This is a genomic window from Pseudomonas sp. ANT_J12 (assembly GCF_008370045.1).
GTDB lineage: Bacteria > Pseudomonadota > Gammaproteobacteria > Pseudomonadales > Pseudomonadaceae > Aquipseudomonas.
The window spans coordinates 50,758-73,340 of sequence record NZ_VOBN01000023.1 but is presented as its reverse complement, the minus strand read 5'-3'; the positions used below and the strand labels follow the sequence as shown (position 1 = coordinate 73,340).

Sequence of the window (22,583 nt, the reverse complement as noted above, 5' to 3'; positions counted from 1 at the left end):
AATGAATAAAAGACAAAAATATTTTAGTGAGTATCAATATAAAAACTTCTTGAAAGAGCACGATGAAGTAGTAGAGTTTTTTAAAACAAACACGTTCCAGTCTGATTCCCCTGAAGAAGAGGCGACACTTCGCTCAAGGCATTTTCAGCAGTTAGCGCTGGACAAGCTTTTAGCAACCTATACAGCAGGAGAAAAAATACCATCTCTTCTACCATTACTTGAAACTCTGATTGAAAAATACGAAACCAGACAAGCCAAGCTGGCGGAATATCAGAATAGTCCTGACATATCACCACTTGCGATAAACGACTGGTCTTTCCAATATGAAGAGTGCGTACAAGTTATAGGCTTTTGTGTTCTGCTGCATCGCACCGACTTACTTCGCCGCTTTGTAAAGCTAATAGATCGAGCAGGCTATGCTGGCGACGATACCCTGTATGAAGATCTACTTACCAAACTACTTCCGAATAGACAAGATGTTGACCAATGGTTTCACGACGTCTATTCACCTTTGATTCGGGCCATTTATGCAGACAGCAAAGAGGAAGCGACTCAGTTTCTTAAAAAATACTGTAGCCAATGGTATCCCGCGTTCAAACAAGCGCCTTGGCATGACTCGCACTTACAAGGAGAAGATGGGAATTACGTTGGATACTGGGCTATAGAAGCGGGAGCTATCGCTTTTCTGTACGGTATAGACGACAGCAACATCGATCACATGGTTTATCCAAAAGACTTGGTCAAGTACGCCAGAAATTACCAGCTGACTGACCCTACAAAAATGACCTGTATAGACGCCGGTCAGCCTTGTAGCCAAACAGGGTATTGGTTTACACCCGTACAAGCAGATTCCCGTCGCTATTTCGAACGGGGCGCGGTCATGCCTATTGCAAATGATTCAAAGCGGGGCAACACGATTTGGTATTGGGCGAGCGAATAACAAGATCCTCCCTGACTTAGAATGCGGCGTATTGCTCCAGGTAACTAGGCATTTATGAAGGTAAGACAACATCTATTCAGTAAAAAACACTATGAAAACTTCCTCCGCGAACACGACGAAGTCATAGAGTTCTTCAAAAGCAATACATTTCAATCTGACTCGGTGGAGGAGGAAGCCTCTCTTCGTGCAAGTTACTTTAAAACCCTGGCACGTGACAGGCTATTCGCCGCCTATACCGGCGGAGAGGACATAGCCTCTCTTATTCCTCTGCTTGAGGATGTGATTGCAAAGTACGAAGTACGCCAGAAAGCATTGGCAATATATGAGGAATCCCCGGATATCTCGCCTTTAGCGATGGATGACTGGGCTTATCAATTTGAAGAAGGCGCTCAGGTCATCAGCCTGTGTATTCTGTTACACCGCACCGACCTGCTCCCTCGATTCGTCAGGCTCATGGACAATGCGGGCTATGCAGGTTTCGACACGCTTTACGAAGACTTGCTGAAGAAGGTTCTACCTGGCCGGCACGATGTCGACCAGTGGTATCACGACGTCTATACGCCTCTTATTCAATCAATCTACGTCGACAGTAAAGAAGAGGCTTCTGAACTGCTTCAACAGTACTGCGAGCAATGGTATTGCGCCTTCGAACATGCCCCGTGGCATGACACCCACCATCAAGGAGAGGATGGAAACTACGTCGGTTACTGGGCGTTGGAAGCAGGCGCCATCGCCTTTTTATACGATATAGACGACAGCAAAATCGATAACATGGTATATCCGAAAGATTTGGTCGAATACGCCAGAAACCATAAAACAACTGCTGATTCCTTACGTGGTCGTCATGAATAAACGACAAGAATTCCTCACTGAGACCCGATACGCGAACTTCCTGGCTTACAGCGAAGAGACCAAAATTTTCTGGAAGACTCACACATTCGAGTCGGACTCTCCCGAACAAGAAGCGTCCCTCAGGGCTGCTCACTTCAAAAGTGTGGTGCAAAGAAAACTATTTATTTCTTATACTTCAGGAGTGGATATCCACTTATTGGTGCCAATGCTTGAAGAACTGATATCAGCCTACGAAGAGTGTCAGAGAAAACTTTCGATCTCCGAGGGGGTAATCAACATCTCGCCCCTTGCCATTGATGACTGGCCAGATGAATTTGAAGAATGCGTACAAGTCTTTAGCCTGTGCGTCCTGCTCAACAGAACGGACTTGCTCAAACGATTTGCCAAGCTTGTAGACGATGCAAATTACAAGGGTGAGGACACGCTCTACGAAGACTTGCTGCGCAAACGGCTACCCGACCGAGAGGATGTCGATGAGTGGTACCACGATGTCTACACCCCTTTAATCGAAGCTATCTATGCAGATGAAAAAACCGAGGCGTCTCAGTTACTAGCGGATTACTGTGAACAATGGTACGCGGCATTTAGCCACGCTCCCTGGCACGATTCACACTTGAATGGGGACGAAGGCAGCTATGTAGGATATTGGGCATTCGAGGCGGGTGCTATTGCGTTTTTGTATGGAATCGATGACAGCAAAATCACCCATAGCGTCTACCCAAGGGATTTGGTCGAATATGCGAGAGCACATGACGGTTAGACAGGCATTCTACAGTGAGGCCAACTATAAAGGCTTTCTGAAGGAATACGATGAAGTTATTGAATTTTGCAAGAGCAATACCTTCCAATCTGGCTCCCCTCAACAAGAAGCTGCCCTTAGAGCACGACATCTTAAAGACTTGCTACTTGACAGAATCCTGGCTTGTTACACGGCAGGTGGAGCGATTGCTGCGCTTATACCGCTGCTTGAAACGCTTGTAGAAAAATACGAAATATCGCAGAAAGCATCAGCGGTCTACGAACAACTCCCCAATATCTCCCCCCTCGCAATAGATGATTGGTTGGACCAGTATGAAGAATGCGTCCAAGTCATAGGTTTGTGTATCCTGTTGCATCGCATCGACCTATTGAAGCGACTCGTGACTTTAATAGATCAAGCGGGATACACTGGCGATGACGCCCTGTATGAAGACTTGTTGCGTAAAGTACTGCCGGACAGACATGACGTTGATCGATGGTATCACGATGTATACACACCGTTAATTCAAGCCATCTATGCAAATACTAAAGCGCAATCGAGCAAGCTTCTCGGCGACTATTGTGAACAGTGGTATCCCGCATTTCCGCATGCGCCCTGGCACGATACGCACCTGCAGGGAGACTGCGGAAGTTACGTTGGCTACTGGGCGCTCGAGGCGGGAGCCATTGCATTTCTGTATGACATTGATGACAGCAACATTGATCATATGGTTTATCCAAAAGACTTGGTCAACTGCGCTAGAGGCATAGCACATTGATTAAACGACAAGAATACTTTAGTGAAAACCACTATAAGATCCTCCTGAAAGGACAAGACGAAGCCATTGAATTTTTCAAGACACACACATTCCAGTCGGACTCTCCCGAACAGGAAGCAGAGCTCCGCTCAAGATTCTTTCAACGCATGGCACTTTATAAGCTTCTGGCGGCCTACTCTGCAGGAGAAGAGATCAGCTCCTTCCCCCCTTTGCTTGAAGACTTGATTGATAAATATGAAATCAGACAGGCCAAATTAGCAGAAGCCGAACAATCCCCAGATATCTCTCCGCTTGCGATAGATGTTTACCCGTACCAGTATGAAGAATGTGTGCAGGTCATAGGTCTTTGCATCCTGCTACACCGCACAGATCTCCTTCCCAGATTTGTGAAGCTTATAGACAATGCCGGCTATGCGGGTGATGACACGCTGTATGAGGATTTACTTTGCAAAGTACTTCCTGATCGACAGGATATAGATCAGTGGTATCACGACGTCTATTCGCCGTTAGTTCAGGCCATCTATGCAAAGACGAAAGAAGACGCCACCCGTTTTCTTGAAAAATATTGCGGCGAATGGTACGACGCATTTACCCAGGCGCCGTGGCATGACACCCATTTACAGGGAGAAGGCGGCAATTATGTTGGGTACTGGGCGATAGAGGCCGGGGCAATCGCGTTTTTATACGGCATCGACGACAGCAAAATCGATAGCATGGTTTACCCCAAAGACCTGGTTGCCTATGCCAGACGCGCAGCAAAAACGTAAACTCCCGCCCTCTTTAGAAAAGGACTTCGGACTCAAAGCGATGGAACTGCTATTCACCATTACCCCCGAGCACACCCAGATCAGGATCGGCGAACAGCTTGAGCGCGAAATGCTCAAGCATGATGAGCAGCAGGCCCAACTGATGGGTTTCGTCGCACGCTTGCAGGAACGTCTGCTCGCCCCGCTGGTGTTTGTGCTGTGCCTGGCCGGCGGGATGCTGGCGATCTATTTTCCCGAGCGCCAGTTCACTCCCGAGAAGATTATCTCCATGACGCTGTCCGGGGTGCTTTTAGCGGTGGTTTGGTGGTTCTTCTCCGGTCGTTTGTTGCGCCGCCTGCGAGCACGTTTGGCCGCCAGCCACGCCAAGCCGCGTGCGCCTTTGCGCGGCACGAATCAGCGCCTTATCGAAGCCAAGCTGCGTATTAACCTCAAGTCTGTTGAGGGTGCGTATCGCTTGCTGCTTGATGATCAGGGTTTCAGTTTGGTCAATGCCAAGGGGGCAAAAGGCGGGTTGGCTTGGGGGAAGATTGTGCGTCTCAAGGAGACACCTGACTTTTACTCGGTGGCCTGCGCTGAGTCGGATCGCAAGGACAAGGCCTATCACATTCCCAAACGCAGCGATGTGATGGACGCCGAGCAGTATCAGCAAGGTTTGGCGCTGTTTTTGAGCCGGGTGCCCGCCTCTGCCGTGTTGACGCCTGCCTCGTAGAAGGCAGGCGTATTTCTGCGGGCGTCAGGCTGGGGCTGTCCAGCCCAGCATTTGTTGCTGCGCGACTTGCAATAGATCGCAGCCGTCCTGCGTCAGCAGATACAGCGCGTGGGTAATGTGGGGAATGTCCTGGACGTCACCGTCTTTGAAGCACTGGCAATGCAACGTTTCCAGCAAGTTGCTGGAGGCACGGATGCGTTGGAGTGCGGCTTCGAGAATGTCTTGGGGATTGGCCTCGGTGTCGATGACCAGGGGGCTTGAATCAGTGACGCTGCTCTTGATTGGGCGGTAGCGATCGGGAAATGGATTTAGCGTTGGCATAGTGGTTACTCGATGATTTGTGAATAACCGCCAGCATCGTGACCAAACGATGGAGGCGGACTGTGTACAGGCTTGGTCAACCGATACCATCGACTCGGCTCGCCCGAAGGCGTCCGGCACACAGCCGCCATTACAACGCACTACGAACACATAGAAGTCCGCGGGGCGAATGATGGCACACACATCTGTGTGATGGCAGCAGGTGACCAAACCTGACCGCTGATTTTGCAGCGATGCCAAACAGTACCCGCCGGAAGCCGGCCGGCGAAAGTCGACAATGCGCCCAAGCTTGTAGGAACGGGACGAAGCTTTCTTAGGATTTTTTACGACTCACGGGCAGTAATGTAGGACCCAACAACCGAAAGGATTCCCGCCCCAATGAAATCACCTTGGCCGTACCTCATCGCAGCACTGCTAACCACCCCAGCCTACGCGCAACCGCTCAAGACCATCCTCACCTGCCCTTTAGCCGGCCACTCCAAGGTATCGCTGCTGGCCGAGCCCGCCGAAGACGGCCATCGTCTTTTCGTAAAACTCGACGGCAACACCCACATCGCCTTCACCGATATGCCCCAAGAGGACTTTATCGGCCGCATCGTCCTGGCAAAGTGCGTGTCCTCAACCCTGATATTCGCCCTGGAATACGGCTCGCCCTATATGAAAGGCGTCGTGTTGCGCAAAAACCCGGTCACTCACAGCGTTGAGCAAATCGATTTCGCCGAGAAGGCCCTGCCCCGTTGGCTCTATCTGGGGCCGCAGCAAATGCGTCTGGTCATGCCAAACGAAGGCTATGAAGTCCCGACGAAGTTGCTGCTCTATGACTACGTGGCCGGCAAAGGCCAGGCTGAAACGGCTATCGGCATTGACACGCTTCCCGAGGCGCGTGGTTTTAAAGTCGTGCGCCTGGAGAGTCGTTCCAGCAACTAACTGACCGGTCCCACATGAAACCTCTGTCAGAAACCGCCTTGCGACAGGTGGCGTTCATCCGGGTTAACCATCGCTTAACGCCGCGGTCCAAAACTTTACGGGACCGCACGCCTTCAGACTCTCCTGATGCCCAGTGCGGCAGGTTCGACGCCTTATTCGTCGAGCTGACTTTAAGCCTGCACCGGAGAACCTCCATGAACATGCGCACCTTGCTGATCACCACTGCCCTCGCCTGCACCGCGTTTACCGGTCTGGCCCAAGCCAACGACACTTCGACCTCCCAGGCGACTCCGTACCAGTACGGCATGCCGCTGCACGTGGGCAAGGTGATTGCCTTGAACGAACCGACGACGTTGGACTGCAAAGTGGTCAACGCAGACATGAAGTACATCGACAGTGCCACGGGTAAACCGTCGGAGATCACCTATCGGAAATTGTCTGACGCCTGCAGTTATCAGAACTGACAGAAGGCTCTGATTCGGCGCTTTGCGGTTTGCCTGTGAGGGATCTGGCGCTATGCTTTGGGCGCCTCCCTCACTGCCGCAAGGATTCGCCATGCAGTTATCGTTTCGTACGTTGTCGACGTTCACCGCCGCGCTGTGTTTCGTGCTGGCGTTGGTGTGGGGCTTGATGCCGGATCAGTTATTGGCGGTCTGGAGCATCGAGTATTCGTCGGCGGCGGGACTGGTCGCGCGGCGTAGCGCCGTGCTCTTTGCGGCGTTGGGGGTGATGTTTTATCTGGTTCGCAACGAGGCGCCTTCCGCGACTCGCAGTGCTTTGAGCAACGGTTTTATTGTCGGCTGTTGGGGTTTGGCAGCACTGGGCTTCGGCGAATGGCTGAATGGCCATGCCGGGCCAGGTATTTTGCTGGCTGTCGGGGTCGAACTGGCGCTGGGCCTGGGATTTTTCCAGACCCGGCGCGTATCGGTCGAGCTCGAAACTGTGGGTTAAAGTGCTTTGCGATCCGGATGCAATGTCTGGGCGGATGCCCTGTGCTGCAAGTCGGATCGAAGTTCGGCAATCAGGTCGTTGATTTCGCGACAACCATTCAAGTGTTTGGCGTTGATACCGGTCACCATCAGATCCAGTTGATCGGTGTGCGTGTCGGCATACACTTTTACGGTCATCGACAAGTCAGGCGTCAGCGTGCATTGACAGCGCTTCGGCAGGAAGCTGCTTTCAATGATGTTGCGAAGTTCCAGGGCAGAAAGAAACATGGCGACCCTCTCCTTAATGTGAGACTGCCAATCAAAATAATCATCGGTCGGTGCTGAAAAAACCCGTTTGTCTTCCTTGCGGGCCTGAACATTTCATTACCTGGCCGTTCTCTCGTAGCAACACTGACTCATATGAACTCGTCGGTCAGCTTAAGACCAGCTACAGCATAAAACATGCCCAAGAATTCGCTCTGCACCTCGTCGGCAAATCAAAGGTTTAGGCTGCGCGCCATCAGATTGCCCTCATGCAAGATGCAAGAAGGGCCGGTAAAAGCCCTGCAATATGCAGGTATCAGCGATGGGTTTGCATCCATCGTGTTCGGCAGTAAAAATGCTACCCAATATTTCAGTATCCGCTGACCCCACTCACACGCAAGGAGGCATCATGGGTTCGTTGACCTTAAACACGACCGTTGGGCTAATAGTTGCCGGGCTGTCGTGCGCCGCGCACGCCGCAAAACTTGAGGAAGTTGCGCCATTCCCCAAAGCCGATAGCGGTTTTACCCGCCAGGTGATCCGTCTCGCGCCACAAACCCAGGAAGACAGCTACCAGGTCGAGATTCTGGCCGGCAAGACGTTGACTGTGGACTGCAACCGTCAGCGCCTGGGCGGAATGCTCGAAGAGAAGAATCTGGAGGGTTGGGGTTATCCGTTCTATCGGCTGGAAACGGTGATCGGGCCGATGAGCACGATGATGGCCTGCCCGGATGGCAAGACCACAAAAGACTTCGTGCCGGTGGTCGGTGACGGGTTCATGCTGCGCTATAACAGCAAGCTGCCGATCGTGCTTTACGTGCCCAAGGATGTTGAGGTTCGTTATCGTATCTGGACGGCGTCGAGCAAGATTGAGAAAGCCGTCCAGGAGTAGCGCGATACTGTGGCGAGGGCGCTTGCTCCCGCTTGAGTGCGCAGCACTCACAAAACCTCCCACCGCCCTCGAAGTCTTGAGGCCGCTAAGCAGCCCAGCGGGAGCAAGCTCCCTCGCCACAGGGGCACCACCAGGCTTGGGATCATCCTCAGCCTTCCGATATTTGCCACAGGAGCTTTCTTTTGATTACCTGCCACGTCAAATACGTGATCGATCCCTATCAACTGCCCGAGTTCGAAGCCTACGCCCAGGCCTGGCTCGGTATCGTCGAGCGCCTGGGCGGCACTCATCACGGCTACTTCCTGCCGTCCGAGGGCGCGAGCAATATTGCCTACTGCCTGTTCAGTTTTCCGTCGCTGGCGGACTATGAAAGCTACCGCCATATCGCGATGACCGATCCGGAAACTACCGCGCTGGTGGCCTCGCTGGTGGAGAAGAAGTTTATTGTGAGCTACGAGCGCACGTTCCTGCGCCCGATGCTGGCCTGATACCCCTCACGCCGGGACGCCGCTCAACGCAGCGCGCTCGGCCACATGGCGCAGGCTGTCGAAATTGATGTTGGCGCCCGAGTCGATGGCCACCAACGTCTGGCCCCGGACGCCGGTCTGTGCCACGTACTTCTTGATTCCGGCCACGGCCAAGGCGCCGGAAGGCTCGGTGATCGAGCGGGTGTCGTCGTAGATGTTCTTGATCGCCGTGCACAATTCGTCGTTGCTGACGGTGATGACTTCATCGACACAAAACCGGCACACCTCGAAACCATAAGCACCGATCTGCGCCACTGCCACGCCGTCGGCGAAGGTTCCTACGTTGGGCAGAACCACCCGTTCACCGGCCCGCAACGCCGCCTGCAAACACGCGGAGTGTTCCGACTCGACGCCGATGATGCGCACTTCCGGTCGCAGGTATTTGACGTACGCGGCGATACCGGCGATCAAGCCACCGCCGCCCACCGGGACGAAGATCGCATCCAGTGGTCCTTGGTGCTGACGCAGGATCTCCATAGCGACGGTACCCTGCCCGGCAATCACGTCCGGGTCGTCGAAGGGCGAGACAAAGGTGCGACCGGTTTGCTGCGCCAGGTTCAGGGCGTATTCCAGGGCGAAGGGAAAACTCTCGCCATGCAGCACCGCGTCGGCACCACGGCTGCGCACGCCGAGCACCTTCAACTCCGGCGTCGTGCAAGGCATGACGATGGTCGCGGCGATCCCCAGTTCCCGCGCCGCCAACGCCACGCCCTGGGCATGATTGCCCGCTGAAGCCGTGATCACGCCGCAGGCCTTTTGCGCATCGCTGAGCTGCACCAGTTTGTTGTAGGCGCCACGGATCTTGAAGGAAAAGGTCGGTTGCAGGTCTTCGCGCTTGAGCAGGACCTGATTGCCCAACGCCTCGGACAGCGCCGGCGCCGGTTGCAGGGGCGTGCGCACCGCCAGCTCATACACCGGCGCGGCGAGGATCTTTTTCACGTAGTGCTCAAGCAAGGCCTGCTGGGCGACGGTACTGTTCATGCTGATCTCCTGTTCCACACGACCTGCTTAGGAGCTGCCGAAGGCTGCGATCTTTTGATCTTCAAACAGCAAAAGATCGCAGCCTTCGGCAGCTCCAACACGGGTGGTGCGTCGATTCAAAACCCAGGAGACAGAAAGTAAAAACCCGCCTCTAGGGCGGGTTGGGTGCTGCAGTCGTGAGCTAGCCCGCCAAATAAGGAATGGCGGTAATAATGCTTGGCTGGCAGCGCAATACGGTGGAAGTCATGGCTGGAAATTAGCCGGGCGACGCGGGCAAGTCAATGGCCAATTTTGCCGGGGCTCTGTAGTCTGGCGACTCCGCTCATTGCCCCCAAGGATGGAAACCATGAAGTCTGTCGCCCTGCCCCTGATTGCCTTGATCGCGTTTGCTGGCTACACCGTGTCGGTGATGCTGCAGGCCGAACAGTCGTTGATCGATTTCGGCATCAGCTTGATGTCGCGTCCGGATACGGCGCAGGTGGTGATTGATCTTTATCTGCTGGCGACGCTGGCGGGCATCTGGATGTACCACGATGCGCGCAAGCGCGGCCAATCGGCGCTGTCCGTGATTCCCTATCTGTTGCTCACCGCGATTTTCGTGTCGATCGGGCCGTTGCTATACCTGGTTGTCCGTGGCTTGCAGGATCGGCGCAAGGCACTCACTTCGCCAGCCGCCTGAGCCCCAGCACCATTACACCGGCCCCGAGCATCATCGCCGTCAAGAACAACGGATAGGACACCCACCACGGCGTCCCGGCCGTCATCATGCTGAACTCGGACATGCCGCCAATGCTCGCAATCAAATTCAACGGCAGAAACACCACGTTGATCAGCGTCAGTTTGCGCAACAGGTTGTTCATGCTGTTGTTCATCAGGTTGCCCCGGGCGTCGATCAGTCCGGAGAACACCGTGGAGTAGATTTCCGCCTGTTTGTAGCACTGGTTGTTTTCGATGATCAGGTCGTCGATCAGGCCAATGGCCTCGGCGCTGAAGTGTTCCTTTTCCGCGTGGTTGCGCAGCCGGGTCAGCACGGCGCCGTTGCTGTGGATGGCGTTGATGTAATAGATCAGGCTTTCGCTGAGGTTGAACATTTGGATCAGGTGCTGGTTTTCCATCGAGGCGTTGAATTTTTGCTGCAACTCCCGGGCAACCAGTTTGATCACCTTGAGGTGGCCCAGGTAGTGATGGATGTTGTTGAACAGCAAATCCAGCAACACATCCAGCGGCGTGTTGAGCCGCTGGCGGGTGCCGAGCCCGTGCAGCGGCGAGTCGTCGGTGGCGATCACCAGCAAGCGGCCCGGCGAGAACAGCAAGCCGCAGGACGACACCTCGAAGGCCAGGCTGCCGGCACCGGAATAGTTTTCCGGGCGTTTCCAGATCAGGAACAGGTTGTCGGGGTGAAACTCGATGCGCGACACCTCGTCGGGGTCCAGGGCCGAAGCCAGGGCATGTTCATCGAGTTTGAAATGGCTGTGCAGCAAGTCCCGCTCGGCGGCATCGGGGTTGCTGAACAGCATCACTTCGGCGTCCAGCCGTTCAACCTTGTGCAGGGCGCCTTGGGTCAGTTGAAAACTCTTGATCATCGGCCGTTCACCAGGCCTGGCCGCGTCGCTTGAGCTCCAGGCGCCGGACGAACTCTTCCAGCACCAGCGAGTACAAATCGTCCTGCAAATAAGCGTCTTCGATGCCAGCGTCCATGTTCGGATTATCGTTGACCTCGATGACCACCACTTTGTCGCCAGACTGCTTGAGGTCGACGCCGTACAAGCCATCGCCGATCAGGTTGGCAGTCTTCACCGCCAGCTCCACCACCGCGCGCGGCGCTTCGTGGACCGCCAGGGTGCGACATTCGCCGTTGATGTCCTGGCCCTTGGCTTTGTGGTTGTAGATCTGCCAATGGCCCTTGGACATGAAGTACTGGCAGGCAAAGATCGGCTTGCGGTTGAGCACACCGATGCGCCAGTCGTACTCGGTGTAGAAGAATTCCTGAGCCAGCAGCAACACCGAGTGTTCGAACAATTCAGCGGTGGCTTCGAGCAAGGCTTGCTGGCTTTCGACCTTGATCACGCCTCGGGAGAAGCAGCCGTCGGGGATCTTCAACACCAGCGGAAAGCCCAGACGCTCGCCGACCCGTTCGAAGTCTTCCGGTCGCTCCTTGTAGAGAATTTCGGTGGCGGGCATGCCCAACTGGTGGCTTTTCAGCAGGTCGGTCAGGTAGACCTTGTTGGTGCAGCGCAGGATCGACGCCGGGTCATCCATCACCACCAGCCCTTCGCTCTCGGCTTTCTTGGCGAAGCGGTAGGTATGGTTGTCGACGCTTGTCGTCTCGCGGATCAGCAGGCCGTCGTATTCGGCGATGCGGGCGTAGTCCTTGCGCTCGATCAGCTCGACGTCGATGCCCAGGGTCTTACCGACCCGCACGAAGTTATCGAGGGCCTTGGCGTTGGAGGGTGGTAACGCTTCTTGCGGATCATGCAGGATCGCCAGGTCATAACGCGCCAGGCGCCGTGAGCGCGGTACACGCCAGATCTTGCGACTGAAACTGTCCAGGGAGTTGGCAAATTGGTCTTCCTGATCTTCACGCAACTTGTGCAAGGCGCCGGACTTTACACCTTCAATGTGCCAGCCGTTAGTTCTTCTAAACTCAACTAGCAATATCGGACATGGGAACACTTCAAACAGTTGCCGCGCCAGATCCTGCAAGGGTTCGATATTAGTCTTGCCAAAATAAAGGGTTAGCGTAAAGCCTTCGGTATCGCTGTAAAGATGATTACTGAGGGCTTTTTCCAGCGGTTTATCCAGATCGTCCAGGGACAGCCCATACAGCGATTTACGCGTCAGTTCACTGATGGTCCGCACCGATGGAATGACCTTGTGCCCCCGGGCTTCGGCCAGCAGCGAGCAGTAGTAACCGTGCCCCAGGTACTTGTAGCTGCGGCACAGGTTGATCACCTGCACCCGTTTACCCTGCTCGTTGTCGCGGGTTTGTTCCAGGTATTCCTGGGCCGTGACGATGTCTTCACTGGGAAAATATGACGCCCAGTCTTCCTTGCGTTCGACGATGATAATCAACTGACTTGAAGTGCTGACCGCGTCATTTAAATAAGTTGCCGCCGGCAAACTTTGCTCGGATACTTCGCGCCAATGACCTTGTACCGCTGACATAGTGATTGATCCGTTGGAGAACAAGACCTTTCCTATTAAGCACGAACTTTTTCGAAAGTCCCGTTTCGTTACGCAACTTTTACGGCGGTCATATGAATCCTGTCTTTCGCTTGGCGGTAGTTGAAGACTTACCGGCACTGTTGAAACTTGAAGAGCAATGCTTCACCACGGACCGGCTCAACAGTCGCAGTTTTCAGTGGATGATCACCAAGGCTCACGGGCAGTTGCTGGTGGCGGAACACGCTGACGCACTGCTCGGCTACGCGGTGGTGCTGTTCCACCGTGGCACGTCCCTGGCGCGGTTGTACTCCATTGCCATCGCGGCCGAGGCCCGAGGCAACGGCTTGGGCAAACAGTTGCTGGAGCGGGTCGAGGCCTGCGCGCTTGAGCATGATTGCGCCTACTTGCGCCTGGAAGTGCGCATCGACAACCCGGCAGCGATTGCCTTGTATGAGCGCAATGGTTACCGGCGGTTTGCGCTGATTCATGACTATTACCAGGACCATGCCGACGCGCTGCGTCTGGAGAAGCGCATCCTCCAGCACCGTGATTCGCGCAACATCCAGGTGCCTTGGTATCGGCAGACCACCGATTTCACCTGTGGCCCGGCGTGCTTGCTGATGGCGATGGGGGCGCTGCAGCAGGGGCGATTGCTGGAGCGACGTGAAGAGCTACAAATCTGGCGCGAGGCGACCACGGTGTTCATGACCTCGGGCCACGGTGGTTGCAGCCCGCAAGGTTTGGCGTTGGCGGCATGGCGGCGCGGGTTTCGTGTGCAGCTGCAACTGAGCATGGCCGGGCCGTTGTTTCTCGATGGGGTGCGCGATGAACATAAAAAAGACGTCATGCGTTTGGTGCACGAAGAGTTCACCGCGCAGTTGCAGAACACCGATGTGGAGCGGGTGATTGGCGGAACGCTGGATTTGCCACGGTTGCTGGACGCGGGTGGACAGCCATTGGTGCTGATCAGCAGCTACCGCCTGACCCGCTCCAAGGCGCCGCATTGGGTGATGGTGACCGATTGCGACGAAGAGTTTGTCTACCTGCATGACCCGGATGTGGATCACAGCCAGCATCGGCAACCCATGGATTGCCAGCATCTGCCGGTGAGTCATGGGGAGTTTGAGAAGATGTGCAGTTTTGGGCGGGGCAAGCTTCGGGCGGCGGTTGTCCTGTATGCCCGCCACCAGTGACCGTTCCCACGCACCGGGTGGGAATGCCTCTTGTGACGCTCCGCGTCACGCTTTGGGACGCAGAGCGTCCCTGGCTGCATTCCCACGCGGAGCGTGGGAACGATCAGCACGATCAGCGCAGAGACTTCACTTCAACCCAACCTTGTACAGCGCCCCATCCTCCTCATCCGTCAGCACATACAAATACCCGTCCGGCCCCTGTCGCACATCGCGGATCCGCTCCTTGAGTTCGCCCAGCAAGCGCTCTTCATGCACGACTTTGTCGCCATCGAACTGCAACCGAATCAGTTCCTGGCTCACCAGCGCGCCGATAAACACGTTGTGTTGCCAAGGCTTGAAGCGATCGGCGTCGTAGAACGCCATGCCGCTGATGCCAGGAGAAACTTCCCAGACATGGTGCGGTGGCACGGTGCCTTCGGCGGTCTTGCCCTTGGATTCCGGGATCGGCTGGCCGGAATAGTTGATGCCGTTGGTTGCCAGCGGCCAACCGTAGTTCTTGCCGCGCTCGATGACGTTGATTTCGTCGCCACCCTTGGGCCCATGCTCGTTTTCCCACAGCGTACCGTTCCACGGATTGAGCGCCGCGCCCTGGGGGTTACGCTGGCCGTAGGACCAGATCTCCGGTCGCACGCCGGCCTGACCGACAAAAGGGTTGTCATCCGGCACCTTGCCGTCCGGGTAGATCCGCACCACTTTGCCCTGCAACTTGTCGAGATCCTGGGCGGTCATGCGGTCGTTGTTTTCGCCCAGGGTGATGAACAGGTAGCCGTCACGATCAAATACCAGCCGTGAGCCGAAATGATTGCCGACCGAAAGCTTCGGCTCCTGACGGAAGATCACCTTGAAATCCTTGAGGGTGGTCAGGTCTTCGGACAAACGCCCGCGACCGACCGCGGTCCCGGCCTTGTCACCCTCACCGCCACCTTCGGCGTAGGACAGATAGACCATGCGGTCCTGCTTGAAGTCAGGTGACAGCGCCACATCGAGCAAACCGCCCTGCCCCTTGGCCCAGACCTTGGGTACCCCGCTGATGGGCGCCGAACGTTTGCCGTCGACCGTGACCACCCGCAAGTTGCCGGGCCGTTCGGTCACCAGCATGCCTTTGCGGTCCGGGAGAAACGCCAGGGCCCACGGGTGTTCCAGGCCTTTGGTGATCGGCGTGACCTCAAGGGTGCCTTGTTCGCTTTTGAGTTCCTGGGTGGGCGCGGCGAAAACAGGCGCCGTGGCGGTGATCAGTACGCTGGCGCAGAAGGTGGCCAGGAGGGTTTTACGCAACATGCACGCTTCCTTTTGCTGTTCGAATGGCTGACAGAACCTCAGTCCCGCCGTTCAACGGTTGCTGCTGTCCGAGTCCCTTGGAGGTGGGTTGGGAATGAATTTCGGTGGCGCGCTGGGCGCCGATTTGTTCTGGGGATATCGGTTGCCGATGCCGCCGTTGTCCAGGGTGGGCGGACGCGGCGTCGGCGCGAACGTTGGCTGCCGGGTGGCGGGCTGCGTGCCCTGCATGCTGTTGGGATTGGCCCGGTGAATCGGGCTGTTGTAGGGATTGTTGTTGCTGCTGCCCGTCGGGCTCTGGGCCTGGGCCGCCTGGCCGAGCAAAGCGCTCAAGGCCAACACGGTGCAACCGAGCACAAATCTGTTCATGGGGAGCCTCACTGCGGACACGGGAATAGAGTCTTCGATGCCACGCTACGCCCGAGGTTCGCATTTGTTAACTGAAACCTCCTTCACAGATGTAACACCCGTTTGCCGCACCGCTGATCCCCCCGCAGGGCTTGGGCGCAAGCCGCTGAAACTTTTGCGCGGGGCCGCAGGTCACCTGATCATCACTTGCGAGTACACGACGATGGCCCGGGCAATCTGGAAAGGCGCAATCAGTTTCGGCTTGGTGCACATCCCTGTGGCACTGGTGTCGGCCACTTCATCCCAAGGGGTGGATTTCGACTGGCTCGACAGCCGCAGCATGGACCCGGTGGGCTACAAGCGCGTCAACAAGGTCACCGGCAAGGAAGTCACCAAAGAACACATCGTCAAAGGCGTGGCCTACGAAAAGGGCCGTTACGTGGTGCTCAGCGAAGAGGAAATCCGCTCGGCGCACCCGTTGTCGACCCAGACCATCGACATCTTCGCCTTTGTCGACAGTGAGCAGATTCCGCTGCAAAACATCGACACACCTTATTACTTGGCACCGGACAAACGTGGCGGCAAGGTCTACGCACTTTTGCGTGAAACCTTGAGCAAAACCAACAAGGTCGCCCTCGCCCATGTCGTGCTGCACACCCGCCAGCATTTGGCGGCGCTGATGCCACTGGAATCGGCCATGGTGCTGGTGATGCTGCGCTGGCCGGCGGAAGTGCGCAGCCTGGATGAATTGGCGTTGGGCAGTGAAGTGACCAAACCGGAACTGGCAAAAGGAGAGCTGGAGATGGCCAAGCGCCTGGTGGAAGACATGAGCGCCGACTGGAAACCCGAGGATTACCGCGACAGCTTTGAAGACAAGATCATGGCCCTGGTCGAGAAAAAGGCCCATGAAGGCAAGATCGAAGACGTCGAAAGCACCAGCGGCGAAGAGGAACGCAAAACCGCCGATGTTATCGATTTGACCGAACTGCTCAAACGCAGCCTCGGCGGCAAGGCCGCCGCCAAACCAGCGGCCAAACCGCGCAAAGCCGCCGCCAAACCGGCCCCAGCGAAAAAAGCCACGGAGAGCTCTCGCGGCTGACGGCCCGGGACTCGCAGCACAGGGTAGTCCGCCATGGCTAAACCGGTGAGTGAATACACGCGCAAACGCAACTTCGAGATCACGTCGGAGCCGCCCGAATCGGCGCCGGCCAAACGCGGAAAGAAAACTGCCTCGGCCCTGCGTTTCGTGATCCAGAAGCACGATGCGCGCAACCTGCATTACGACTTTCGCCTGGAACTCGACGGCACCCTGAAAAGCTGGGCGGTGCCGAAGGGCCCGAGCCTCGATCCAGCGCAAAAGCGCCTGGCGGTGCATGTCGAAGACCACCCGATCAGTTACGGCACCTTTGAAGGCAGCATCCCCGAGGGCCAGTACGGCGCCGGGGATGTGATTGTCTGGGACCACGGCGTCTGGCAACCGATTGGTGATCCGCAGCAAACCTACAAGGCCGGCAAACTGAAATTCACCCTGATCGGCGAAAAGCTTTCCGGTGACTGGGCCTTGGTGCGCACGCACCTGCGCGGCAGTGGCGACAAGGAACAATGGTTGCTGATCAAGGAGAAGGATCAACAGGCACGGCCGATCAGCGAGTTTGACGTGGTCGCCGAGCTGCCCAAAAGCGTGTTGAGTGATACCACGGTGGGCGATAAGACCATCAAAAAAGCCGTCAAAAAAATCGTTAAAAAGCCCAAACCGACCACCCTGCCCGAAACGTTCAGCCCGCAACTGGCCACGCTGATGGAAAAGGCCCCGGCCGATGATTGGCGCTACGAAATCAAGTTCGACGGCTACCGCATCCTCGCCCGCATCGACGACGGCGAGGTGAAGCTGTTGACCCGCAACGGCCACGACTGGACCGCCAAACTGCCGTTGCAGGCCAAGGCCCTGGCCGAGATGAAGCTCGACGGCAGTTGGCTCGATGGCGAAGCGGTGGTGCTGAACGACAAGGGTTTCCCGGATTTTCAGGCGCTGCAAAACGCCTTCGAAATTGGGCGCTCGGTGGACATCGTTTATTTCGTGTTTGACGCGCCGTTCCTGCACGGCGTCGATCAGCGTGCGATGCCAGTGGAAGACCGCCGTGCGGCGTTGAAAAAAGCCTTGGGACGGAAGTCGCGGCAAGTGCTGCGCTTTTCGGAAGCCTTCACCGCGAACCATCAGGACATCGTCGAAAGCGCCTGTGCGCTGTCCCTGGAAGGCGTGATCGGCAAGCGCGCCGGCAGCCCTTATGTGTCACGCCGCAGCCCGGACTGGATCAAGCTCAAATGCCGCTTGCGCCAGGAATTCGTGATCATTGGTTACACCGCGCCGCAAGGTTCGCGCAGCGGTTTCGGCGCCCTGCTGCTGGGCGTCTATGACGATCAGGCGTTGGTGTATGCCGGGCGGGTCGGCACCGGGTTCAACCAGGCCAATCTCAAGTTGTTTCATGGGCAATTGCAGAAGCTCGAACGCAAAACCTCGCCGCTGAACAAGCCACTGACCTCCGCCCAGGCCCGAGGCGTGCATTGGGTCGAGCCGAAACTGGTGTGCGAAGCCGAATTTGCCGAATGGACTCGCGAAGCCGTGGTGCGCCAAGCCGCGTTCATCGCCATGCGCACCGACAAACCGGCGACCGAAATCGTGCGTGAACAGCCCCAATCCCCCAAGGCGAGCAAACCCGTGAGCGAAAAGAAAACCAGCAGCAAGGACAGCACCGTCGCCGGGGTCAAGATCACCCACCCCGATCGCGTCATCGACAAGGACAGCGGCACGCAGAAACTGCAACTGGTGCAGTTCTACGAAAGCATCAGCGAGTGGATTCTGCCGTTCCTGCGCAACCGACCGGTGTCGCTGTTAAGGGCCCCCGAAGGCGTGGACGGCGAGCAGTTTTTCCAGAAACACGCCGAGCGCCTGGCGATCCCCAATATCAAGCACCTGGACCCGAACATCGACCTGGGGCATGCACGCCTGATGGAAATCGACAGCGTCCAGGCGCTGATCGGGGCGGCGCAAATGGGCGCGATCGAGTTGCATACCTGGGGCGCGACCCACGACAAGATCGAAACGCCCGACCTGTTTGTGCTCGACCTCGACCCCGACCCGGCGTTGCCGTGGAAAAGCATGGTCGAGGCGACGCAACTGACCCTGTCGGTACTTGATGAAATCGGTCTCGACGCCTTTCTGAAAACCAGCGGCGGCAAAGGCATGCACATCATTGTGCCGCTGGCGCGCAAGGATGATTGGGACACGGTCAAGGGGTTCGCCAAGGCCATCGCCCAGTTCATGGCGCAGCAGTTGCCGGAACGGATCACCGCGACCATGGGCCCGAAAAACCGGGTCGGCAAGATCTTCGTCGATTACCTGCGCAATACCCGTGGGGCCAGTACGGTGGCGGCGTATTCGGTGCGGGCGCGGCCGGGGTTGCCGGTGTCGGTGCCGATTGCACGGGATGAGTTGACGGCGCTGCATGGCTCACAGGAATGGACCGTGGCCAATTTGCTGGAGCGGCTTGAAGGGTTGAAAGGTGATCCGTGGGAAGGGTATGCCAATCGGCAGAAGATTACGGCGAAGATGTGGAAGCAGTTGGGGGGCAAGAAGCCTTAGGTGTTGTGTTGAATGTACCGGCCTCTTCGCGGGCAAGCCTCGCTCCTACACAGGATTATGCGGCGTTCAAATAATAGGTGAACGACACAAATCCCTGTAGGAGCGAGCGGTGCGGCGATCCGACTTGCCCGCGAAGGCGTCGGCCGCCCCACCACAACACTCAGATCAGAACGAAAACCGCCAACAACCCACCAAAAATCGCCCACTTCTCCAGGTAATAACGCGCACGATTGCGCTTCTTCAGCTCCTTGCCACGTAGGCGAACCTTGTAGATTTTGGTGAACAACCGGTTGATGCCACCTGTCTTGTCGCCCGCATCGTTCGGCGCGCCCGCCGCCGACATCACGGTACGGCTGAACCAGGCATTGAACGCCGACGCCCAGCGATACTTCATCGGCCGTTCGACGTCGCAGAACAGGATGATGCGGTTCTGGTCGGTGGTGTTTTCGGCGTAATGAATGAATGTCTCGTCGAACATCACCGCTTCACCGTCGCGCCAGTGGTAGTTCTCACCGTCGACGTTGATGTAACAACCGGCGTCGTTCGGCGTTTCCAGACCCAGGTGATAACGATACGAACCGGCATACGGGTCGCGGTGGCGCACCAGTTTTGAACCCGGTGGCAGTTCGGCGAACATCGCAGCCTTGATCGAGCCGATGCTTTGCACCAGTTCGGTGGTGCGCGGGCAGAGCTTCTCGGCCGAAGGGTGGCTGTCGCCGTACCACTTCAGGTAAAAACGCTTCCAACCGCTCTTGAAGAACGAGTTGAAACCCACGTCATCGTATTGGTTCGAGCGCTTGATCTCCCCGGCACGCAGCAGATTCTGGCCCTCGGCTCGGATTTCTTCCCAGTGCGCCTGCAACGGGCTCAGGTCCGGAAAGTCGGCCGGGTTGAGGTAAGGCTTGCTCGGGAGTTTGGAGAACAGATAAAGGAAGCAGTTGATCGGCGCCAGAAACGTCGAGTGGTCGCTCAACTGGCGGCCCAACTTGTGTCGCACACGACCGCGCAAGTGAACATACGCGATGGAAACAACATAAATAGCGGCAATGATAAGTTTCACGGCAATCGTCACAGGTCAGAAGTGAACAAGCTGCGCCTAGCCGGCCAAGCGGTCTGGCGCAGTGTCTGAATACGAAACAGCGGTCCAGGTGGCACGTCCTTGAGCCGATGCCAAAGTGGCATTGGATTGATAGGTGGCATTTTAGCCATGCTTTGTAACAAATAGTTAGCATCCTGATGTGAATATCTGTCCACTGATGCCACCAAAACGCCCGTGCGGCCTCAACGCCCTATCGTTTAAAGAGCCAGACCAGTACAATCGCCGCCAAACATTACGCGCCCCCCTTGGTTGATGACGGGAATGATCCCCGCCTCAGCGCACTTTCACTCGGGCCAAGCGCTCCATTGCTGCTGTCCACTTATTGCCAGATGGACCTTCCGCTTCTGACCGGGATGCATTTCCCGTGGTTTGAAAACCGGAACCGGGTACTGAATCGGTACTGCCGCACCCCTAGCTACTCTGAATGCTTCGCAGGAAAAACCTTTGATTTCTACAGCTAACATCACGATGCAGTTCGGCGCCAAGCCGTTATTCGAGAACGTTTCGGTCAAGTTCGCCGCGGGCAACCGCTATGGCCTGATCGGCGCCAACGGTTGCGGCAAGTCGACCTTCATGAAGATCCTCGGTAACGATCTCGAGCCGTCCGGTGGCCAGGTCATGCTCGAGCCGAACGTGCGTCTGGGTAAATTGCGCCAGGACCAGTTCGCCTACGAAGAATTCACCGTGATCGACACCGTGATCATGGGTCACGAAGAGCTGTGGAAGGTCAAGGCCGAGCGCGATCGCATCTACTCGTTGCCAGAAATGACCGAAGAAGACGGCATGGCCGTGGCCGAACTGGAAACCGAGTTCGCCGAAATGGACGGCTACACCGCCGAATCCCGTGCCGGTGAACTGTTGCTGGGCCTGGGTATCGGCATCGAGCAGCACTTCGGCCCGATGAGCGAAGTGTCCCCTGGCTGGAAACTGCGCGTATTGCTGGCTCAGGCGCTGTTCTCCGATCCTGAAGTGCTGTTGCTCGACGAACCGACCAACCACCTGGACATCAACACCATCCGCTGGCTGGAAAACATTCTGACCCAGCGCTCCAGCCTGATGATCATCATCTCTCACGACCGTCACTTCCTGAACAGCGTGTGCACCCACATGGCTGACCTGGATTACGGCGAGCTGCGCCTGTTCCCGGGCAACTACGACGAGTACATGACCGTGGCGACCCAGTCCCGCGAGCAACTGCTGTCGGACAACGCCAAGAAGAAAGCCCAGATTTCCGAGCTGCAATCGTTTGTCAGCCGCTTCTCGGCCAACGCCTCGAAAGCCAAGCAAGCGACCTCCCGTGCCAAGGCGATCGACAAGATCCAGCTGGCCGAGGTCAAGCCTTCGAGCCGTGTGAGCCCGTTCATTCGTTTCGAACAGAACAAGAAGCTGCACCGTCAGGCGGTCATCGTCGAGCGCATGGCCAAAGGCTTCGACGGCAAGCCACTGTTCAAGGACTTCAGCTTCCAGGTTGAAGCCGGCGAGCGCGTAGCGATCATCGGCCCGAACGGTATCGGTAAAACCACCCTGCTGCGCACCCTGGTCAATGAACTGACCCCGGACGCCGGCACCGTGAAGTGGACCGACGCCGCGGAACTGGGCTACTACGCCCAGGACCACGCGCACGACTTCGAAGACGACTGCAACCTGTTCGACTGGATGGGCCAATGGACCCAGGGCGGCGAGCAGATGGTTCGCGGCACCCTCGGCCGGATGCTGTTCTCCAACGACGAGATTCTCAAGTCGGTCAAGGTCATCTCCGGTGGTGAGCAAGGTCGCATGCTGTTCGGCAAGCTGATCCTGCAAAAGCCGAACGTGCTGATCATGGACGAACCGACCAACCACTTGGACATGGAATCCATCGAGGCGCTGAACCTGGCGCTGGAGAACTACCCGGGCACGCTGATCTTCGTCAGCCACGACCGTGAGTTCGTATCGTCGTTGGCCACCCGCATTATCGAACTCAGCCCTAGCGGTGTGATCGACTTTAGCGGTACTTACGATGATTACCTGCGCAGCCAAGGCGTGGTGTTTTAAGGGCAGCTTTTAGTTTCAAGCTGCAAGCGGCAAGTAGAAGCCCTGTCCATGTGACGGGGCTTTTTGCATTCGGGCTTTTGATCGTTCCCACGCTCTGCGTGGGAATGCCTCGAGGGACGCTCCGCGTTCCAATGGGACGCGGAGCGTCCCGGGCTGCATTCCCACGCGGAGCGTGGGAACGATCAGGTGGCGAGAAGTAGTTA

The 22,583-nt window shown here is 56.7% G+C and carries 23 protein-coding genes and 1 pseudogene; 16 read left to right on the top strand and 8 right to left on the bottom strand.

Features of this window, described 5'->3' with window-relative positions; genetic code table 11:
• Position 1: 1 nt before the first annotated feature.
• From FQ192_RS29200 to FQ192_RS29175, 6 genes are read left to right on the top strand one after another with little or no spacing between them, the layout of a single operon-like run.
• Complete coding sequence (locus FQ192_RS29200; protein ID WP_149661637.1) at positions 2-940, top strand: PoNe immunity protein domain-containing protein; 939 nt, start codon at positions 2-4, stop codon at positions 938-940.
• Between the two features lie 54 nt (positions 941-994).
• The gene (locus FQ192_RS29195; protein ID WP_149661636.1) at positions 995-1,792 is read left to right on the top strand and encodes a PoNe immunity protein domain-containing protein; all 798 of its coding nucleotides are present in this window, start codon (positions 995-997) and stop codon (positions 1,790-1,792) included.
• Entirely contained in the window at positions 1,785-2,552 is a 768-nt protein-coding gene (locus FQ192_RS29190; protein ID WP_149661635.1) for a PoNe immunity protein domain-containing protein, read from the top strand. The genes FQ192_RS29195 and FQ192_RS29190 overlap by 8 nt, the downstream gene beginning before the upstream one ends.
• On the top strand, positions 2,542-3,309 hold the full coding sequence (locus FQ192_RS29185) for a PoNe immunity protein domain-containing protein (protein WP_149661634.1): 768 nt from the start codon (positions 2,542-2,544) through the stop codon (positions 3,307-3,309). Before FQ192_RS29190 ends, FQ192_RS29185 begins: the two co-directional genes overlap by 11 nt.
• The gene (locus tag FQ192_RS29180; RefSeq protein WP_149661633.1) at positions 3,306-4,076 is read left to right on the top strand and encodes a PoNe immunity protein domain-containing protein; all 771 of its coding nucleotides are present in this window, start codon (positions 3,306-3,308) and stop codon (positions 4,074-4,076) included. Before FQ192_RS29185 ends, FQ192_RS29180 begins: the two co-directional genes overlap by 4 nt.
• A complete protein-coding gene (locus tag FQ192_RS29175; RefSeq protein WP_256672394.1) occupies positions 4,051-4,785 on the top strand; it encodes a YcxB family protein in 735 nt (244 codons plus the stop codon). The genes FQ192_RS29180 and FQ192_RS29175 overlap by 26 nt, the downstream gene beginning before the upstream one ends.
• A gap of 24 nt (positions 4,786-4,809) precedes the next feature.
• On the opposite strand, the gene FQ192_RS29170 is transcribed toward FQ192_RS29175, so the two are convergent.
• Complete coding sequence (locus tag FQ192_RS29170) at positions 4,810-5,106, bottom strand: hypothetical protein (RefSeq protein ID WP_149661632.1); 297 nt, start codon at positions 5,104-5,106, stop codon at positions 4,810-4,812.
• 378 nt (positions 5,107-5,484) lie between these two features.
• On the opposite strand from FQ192_RS29170, the gene FQ192_RS29165 reads away from it, so the two are divergent.
• The 3 genes from FQ192_RS29165 (at position 5,485) to FQ192_RS29155 (ending at position 6,984) form a co-directional block, all read left to right on the top strand.
• Positions 5,485-6,033, top strand: coding sequence for a hypothetical protein (locus FQ192_RS29165; RefSeq protein ID WP_149661631.1), 549 nt, complete (start codon positions 5,485-5,487; stop codon positions 6,031-6,033).
• 194 nt (positions 6,034-6,227) lie between these two features.
• Positions 6,228-6,497, top strand: coding sequence for a DUF2790 domain-containing protein (locus FQ192_RS29160; RefSeq protein ID WP_149661630.1), 270 nt, complete (start codon positions 6,228-6,230; stop codon positions 6,495-6,497).
• Between the two features lie 91 nt (positions 6,498-6,588).
• Complete coding sequence (locus tag FQ192_RS29155) at positions 6,589-6,984, top strand: hypothetical protein (protein WP_149661629.1); 396 nt, start codon at positions 6,589-6,591, stop codon at positions 6,982-6,984.
• Here FQ192_RS29155 and FQ192_RS29150 read toward each other — a convergent pair.
• A complete protein-coding gene (locus FQ192_RS29150; RefSeq protein WP_149661628.1) occupies positions 6,981-7,250 on the bottom strand; it encodes a DUF1652 domain-containing protein in 270 nt (89 codons plus the stop codon). The two genes, FQ192_RS29155 and FQ192_RS29150, sit on opposite strands and share 4 nt — an antisense overlap.
• A 385-nt stretch (positions 7,251-7,635) precedes the next feature.
• Here FQ192_RS29150 and eco point away from each other — a divergent pair, with 385 nt between their 5' ends.
• Positions 7,636-8,118, top strand: coding sequence for a serine protease inhibitor ecotin (eco, locus tag FQ192_RS29145; RefSeq protein WP_149661627.1), 483 nt, complete (start codon positions 7,636-7,638; stop codon positions 8,116-8,118).
• Positions 8,119-8,300: 182 nt separating this feature from the next.
• Positions 8,301-8,606 (top strand): NIPSNAP family protein, encoded by a 306-nt coding sequence (locus FQ192_RS29140; RefSeq protein WP_149661626.1) that lies wholly within the window; start codon positions 8,301-8,303, stop codon positions 8,604-8,606.
• Between the two features lie 24 nt (positions 8,607-8,630).
• On the opposite strand, the pseudogene ilvA reads toward FQ192_RS29140, so the two are convergent.
• A pseudogene (gene ilvA / locus FQ192_RS29135) lies at positions 8,631-9,626 on the bottom strand (threonine ammonia-lyase, biosynthetic); the annotation flags it as partial.
• A gap of 346 nt (positions 9,627-9,972) precedes the next feature.
• Between ilvA and FQ192_RS29130 the strand changes: the two are divergent.
• The gene (locus FQ192_RS29130; RefSeq protein WP_149661624.1) at positions 9,973-10,305 is read left to right on the top strand and encodes a DUF2834 domain-containing protein; all 333 of its coding nucleotides are present in this window, start codon (positions 9,973-9,975) and stop codon (positions 10,303-10,305) included.
• Here the strand turns inward: FQ192_RS29130 and FQ192_RS29125 are convergent.
• Positions 10,286-11,209 (bottom strand): magnesium transporter CorA family protein, encoded by a 924-nt coding sequence (locus tag FQ192_RS29125; protein ID WP_133839708.1) that lies wholly within the window; start codon positions 11,207-11,209, stop codon positions 10,286-10,288. The genes FQ192_RS29130 and FQ192_RS29125 overlap by 20 nt on opposite strands.
• 7 nt (positions 11,210-11,216) lie before the next feature.
• A complete protein-coding gene (locus FQ192_RS29120) occupies positions 11,217-12,791 on the bottom strand; it encodes a RimK family protein (RefSeq protein WP_149661623.1) in 1,575 nt (524 codons plus the stop codon).
• Between the two features lie 92 nt (positions 12,792-12,883).
• Here FQ192_RS29120 and rimI point away from each other — a divergent pair, with 92 nt between their 5' ends.
• The gene (rimI, locus tag FQ192_RS29115) at positions 12,884-13,984 is read left to right on the top strand and encodes a ribosomal protein S18-alanine N-acetyltransferase (RefSeq protein ID WP_149661622.1); all 1,101 of its coding nucleotides are present in this window, start codon (positions 12,884-12,886) and stop codon (positions 13,982-13,984) included.
• Between the two features lie 126 nt (positions 13,985-14,110).
• Here the strand turns inward: rimI and FQ192_RS29105 are convergent, their stop codons facing one another.
• Both FQ192_RS29105 and FQ192_RS29100 read right to left on the bottom strand, forming a co-directional pair.
• Positions 14,111-15,262 carry a PQQ-dependent sugar dehydrogenase gene (locus FQ192_RS29105; protein WP_149661620.1) on the bottom strand — a complete coding sequence of 384 codons (1,152 nt, stop codon included), beginning with the start codon at positions 15,260-15,262 and terminating at the stop codon, positions 14,111-14,113.
• A gap of 51 nt (positions 15,263-15,313) precedes the next feature.
• The gene (locus tag FQ192_RS29100; protein WP_149661619.1) at positions 15,314-15,628 is read right to left on the bottom strand and encodes a hypothetical protein; all 315 of its coding nucleotides are present in this window, start codon (positions 15,626-15,628) and stop codon (positions 15,314-15,316) included.
• Positions 15,629-15,830: 202 nt separating this feature from the next.
• Here FQ192_RS29100 and FQ192_RS29095 point away from each other — a divergent pair, with 202 nt between their 5' ends.
• Positions 15,831-16,706 carry a Ku protein gene (locus FQ192_RS29095; protein WP_149661618.1) on the top strand — a complete coding sequence of 292 codons (876 nt, stop codon included), beginning with the start codon at positions 15,831-15,833 and terminating at the stop codon, positions 16,704-16,706.
• A gap of 33 nt (positions 16,707-16,739) precedes the next feature.
• On the top strand, positions 16,740-19,247 hold the full coding sequence (gene ligD, locus FQ192_RS29090; RefSeq protein WP_149661617.1) for a DNA ligase D: 2,508 nt from the start codon (positions 16,740-16,742) through the stop codon (positions 19,245-19,247).
• Positions 19,248-19,407: 160 nt separating this feature from the next.
• On the opposite strand, the gene lpxO is transcribed toward ligD, so the two are convergent.
• Positions 19,408-20,307: a lipid A hydroxylase LpxO gene (gene lpxO, locus FQ192_RS29085; protein WP_149661616.1), complete on the bottom strand. Its 900-nt coding sequence runs from the start codon at positions 20,305-20,307 to the stop codon at positions 19,408-19,410.
• Between the two features lie 483 nt (positions 20,308-20,790).
• Between lpxO and FQ192_RS29080 the strand changes: the two genes are divergently transcribed.
• The gene (locus tag FQ192_RS29080; RefSeq protein ID WP_123410456.1) at positions 20,791-22,380 is read left to right on the top strand and encodes an ABC-F family ATPase; all 1,590 of its coding nucleotides are present in this window, start codon (positions 20,791-20,793) and stop codon (positions 22,378-22,380) included.
• The last annotated feature ends 203 nt before the right edge of the window (positions 22,381-22,583 follow it).

Bases quoted from the DNA above. Each gene is read 5' to 3' on its own strand.
- FQ192_RS29200 (WP_149661637.1), top strand. From the start codon at position 2: ATGAATAAAAGACAAAAATATTTTAGTGAGTATCAATATAAAAACTTC.
- FQ192_RS29195 (WP_149661636.1), top strand. From the start codon at position 995: ATGAAGGTAAGACAACATCTATTCAGTAAAAAACACTATGAAAACTTC.
- FQ192_RS29190 (WP_149661635.1), top strand. From the start codon at position 1,785: ATGAATAAACGACAAGAATTCCTCACTGAGACCCGATACGCGAACTTC.
- FQ192_RS29185 (WP_149661634.1), top strand. From the start codon at position 2,542: ATGACGGTTAGACAGGCATTCTACAGTGAGGCCAACTATAAAGGCTTT.
- FQ192_RS29175 (WP_256672394.1), top strand. From the start codon at position 4,051: ATGCCAGACGCGCAGCAAAAACGTAAACTCCCGCCCTCTTTAGAAAAG.
- FQ192_RS29170 (WP_149661632.1), bottom strand. From the start codon at position 5,106: ATGCCAACGCTAAATCCATTTCCCGATCGCTACCGCCCAATCAAGAGC.
- FQ192_RS29165 (WP_149661631.1), top strand. From the start codon at position 5,485: ATGAAATCACCTTGGCCGTACCTCATCGCAGCACTGCTAACCACCCCA.
- FQ192_RS29160 (WP_149661630.1), top strand. From the start codon at position 6,228: ATGAACATGCGCACCTTGCTGATCACCACTGCCCTCGCCTGCACCGCG.
- FQ192_RS29155 (WP_149661629.1), top strand. From the start codon at position 6,589: ATGCAGTTATCGTTTCGTACGTTGTCGACGTTCACCGCCGCGCTGTGT.
- FQ192_RS29150 (WP_149661628.1), bottom strand. From the start codon at position 7,250: ATGTTTCTTTCTGCCCTGGAACTTCGCAACATCATTGAAAGCAGCTTC.
- eco (WP_149661627.1), top strand. From the start codon at position 7,636: ATGGGTTCGTTGACCTTAAACACGACCGTTGGGCTAATAGTTGCCGGG.
- FQ192_RS29130 (WP_149661624.1), top strand. From the start codon at position 9,973: ATGAAGTCTGTCGCCCTGCCCCTGATTGCCTTGATCGCGTTTGCTGGC.
- FQ192_RS29125 (WP_133839708.1), bottom strand. From the start codon at position 11,209: ATGATCAAGAGTTTTCAACTGACCCAAGGCGCCCTGCACAAGGTTGAA.
- FQ192_RS29120 (WP_149661623.1), bottom strand. From the start codon at position 12,791: ATGTCAGCGGTACAAGGTCATTGGCGCGAAGTATCCGAGCAAAGTTTG.
- rimI (WP_149661622.1), top strand. From the start codon at position 12,884: ATGAATCCTGTCTTTCGCTTGGCGGTAGTTGAAGACTTACCGGCACTG.
- FQ192_RS29105 (WP_149661620.1), bottom strand. From the start codon at position 15,262: ATGTTGCGTAAAACCCTCCTGGCCACCTTCTGCGCCAGCGTACTGATC.
- FQ192_RS29100 (WP_149661619.1), bottom strand. From the start codon at position 15,628: ATGAACAGATTTGTGCTCGGTTGCACCGTGTTGGCCTTGAGCGCTTTG.
- FQ192_RS29095 (WP_149661618.1), top strand. From the start codon at position 15,831: ATGGCCCGGGCAATCTGGAAAGGCGCAATCAGTTTCGGCTTGGTGCAC.
- ligD (WP_149661617.1), top strand. From the start codon at position 16,740: ATGGCTAAACCGGTGAGTGAATACACGCGCAAACGCAACTTCGAGATC.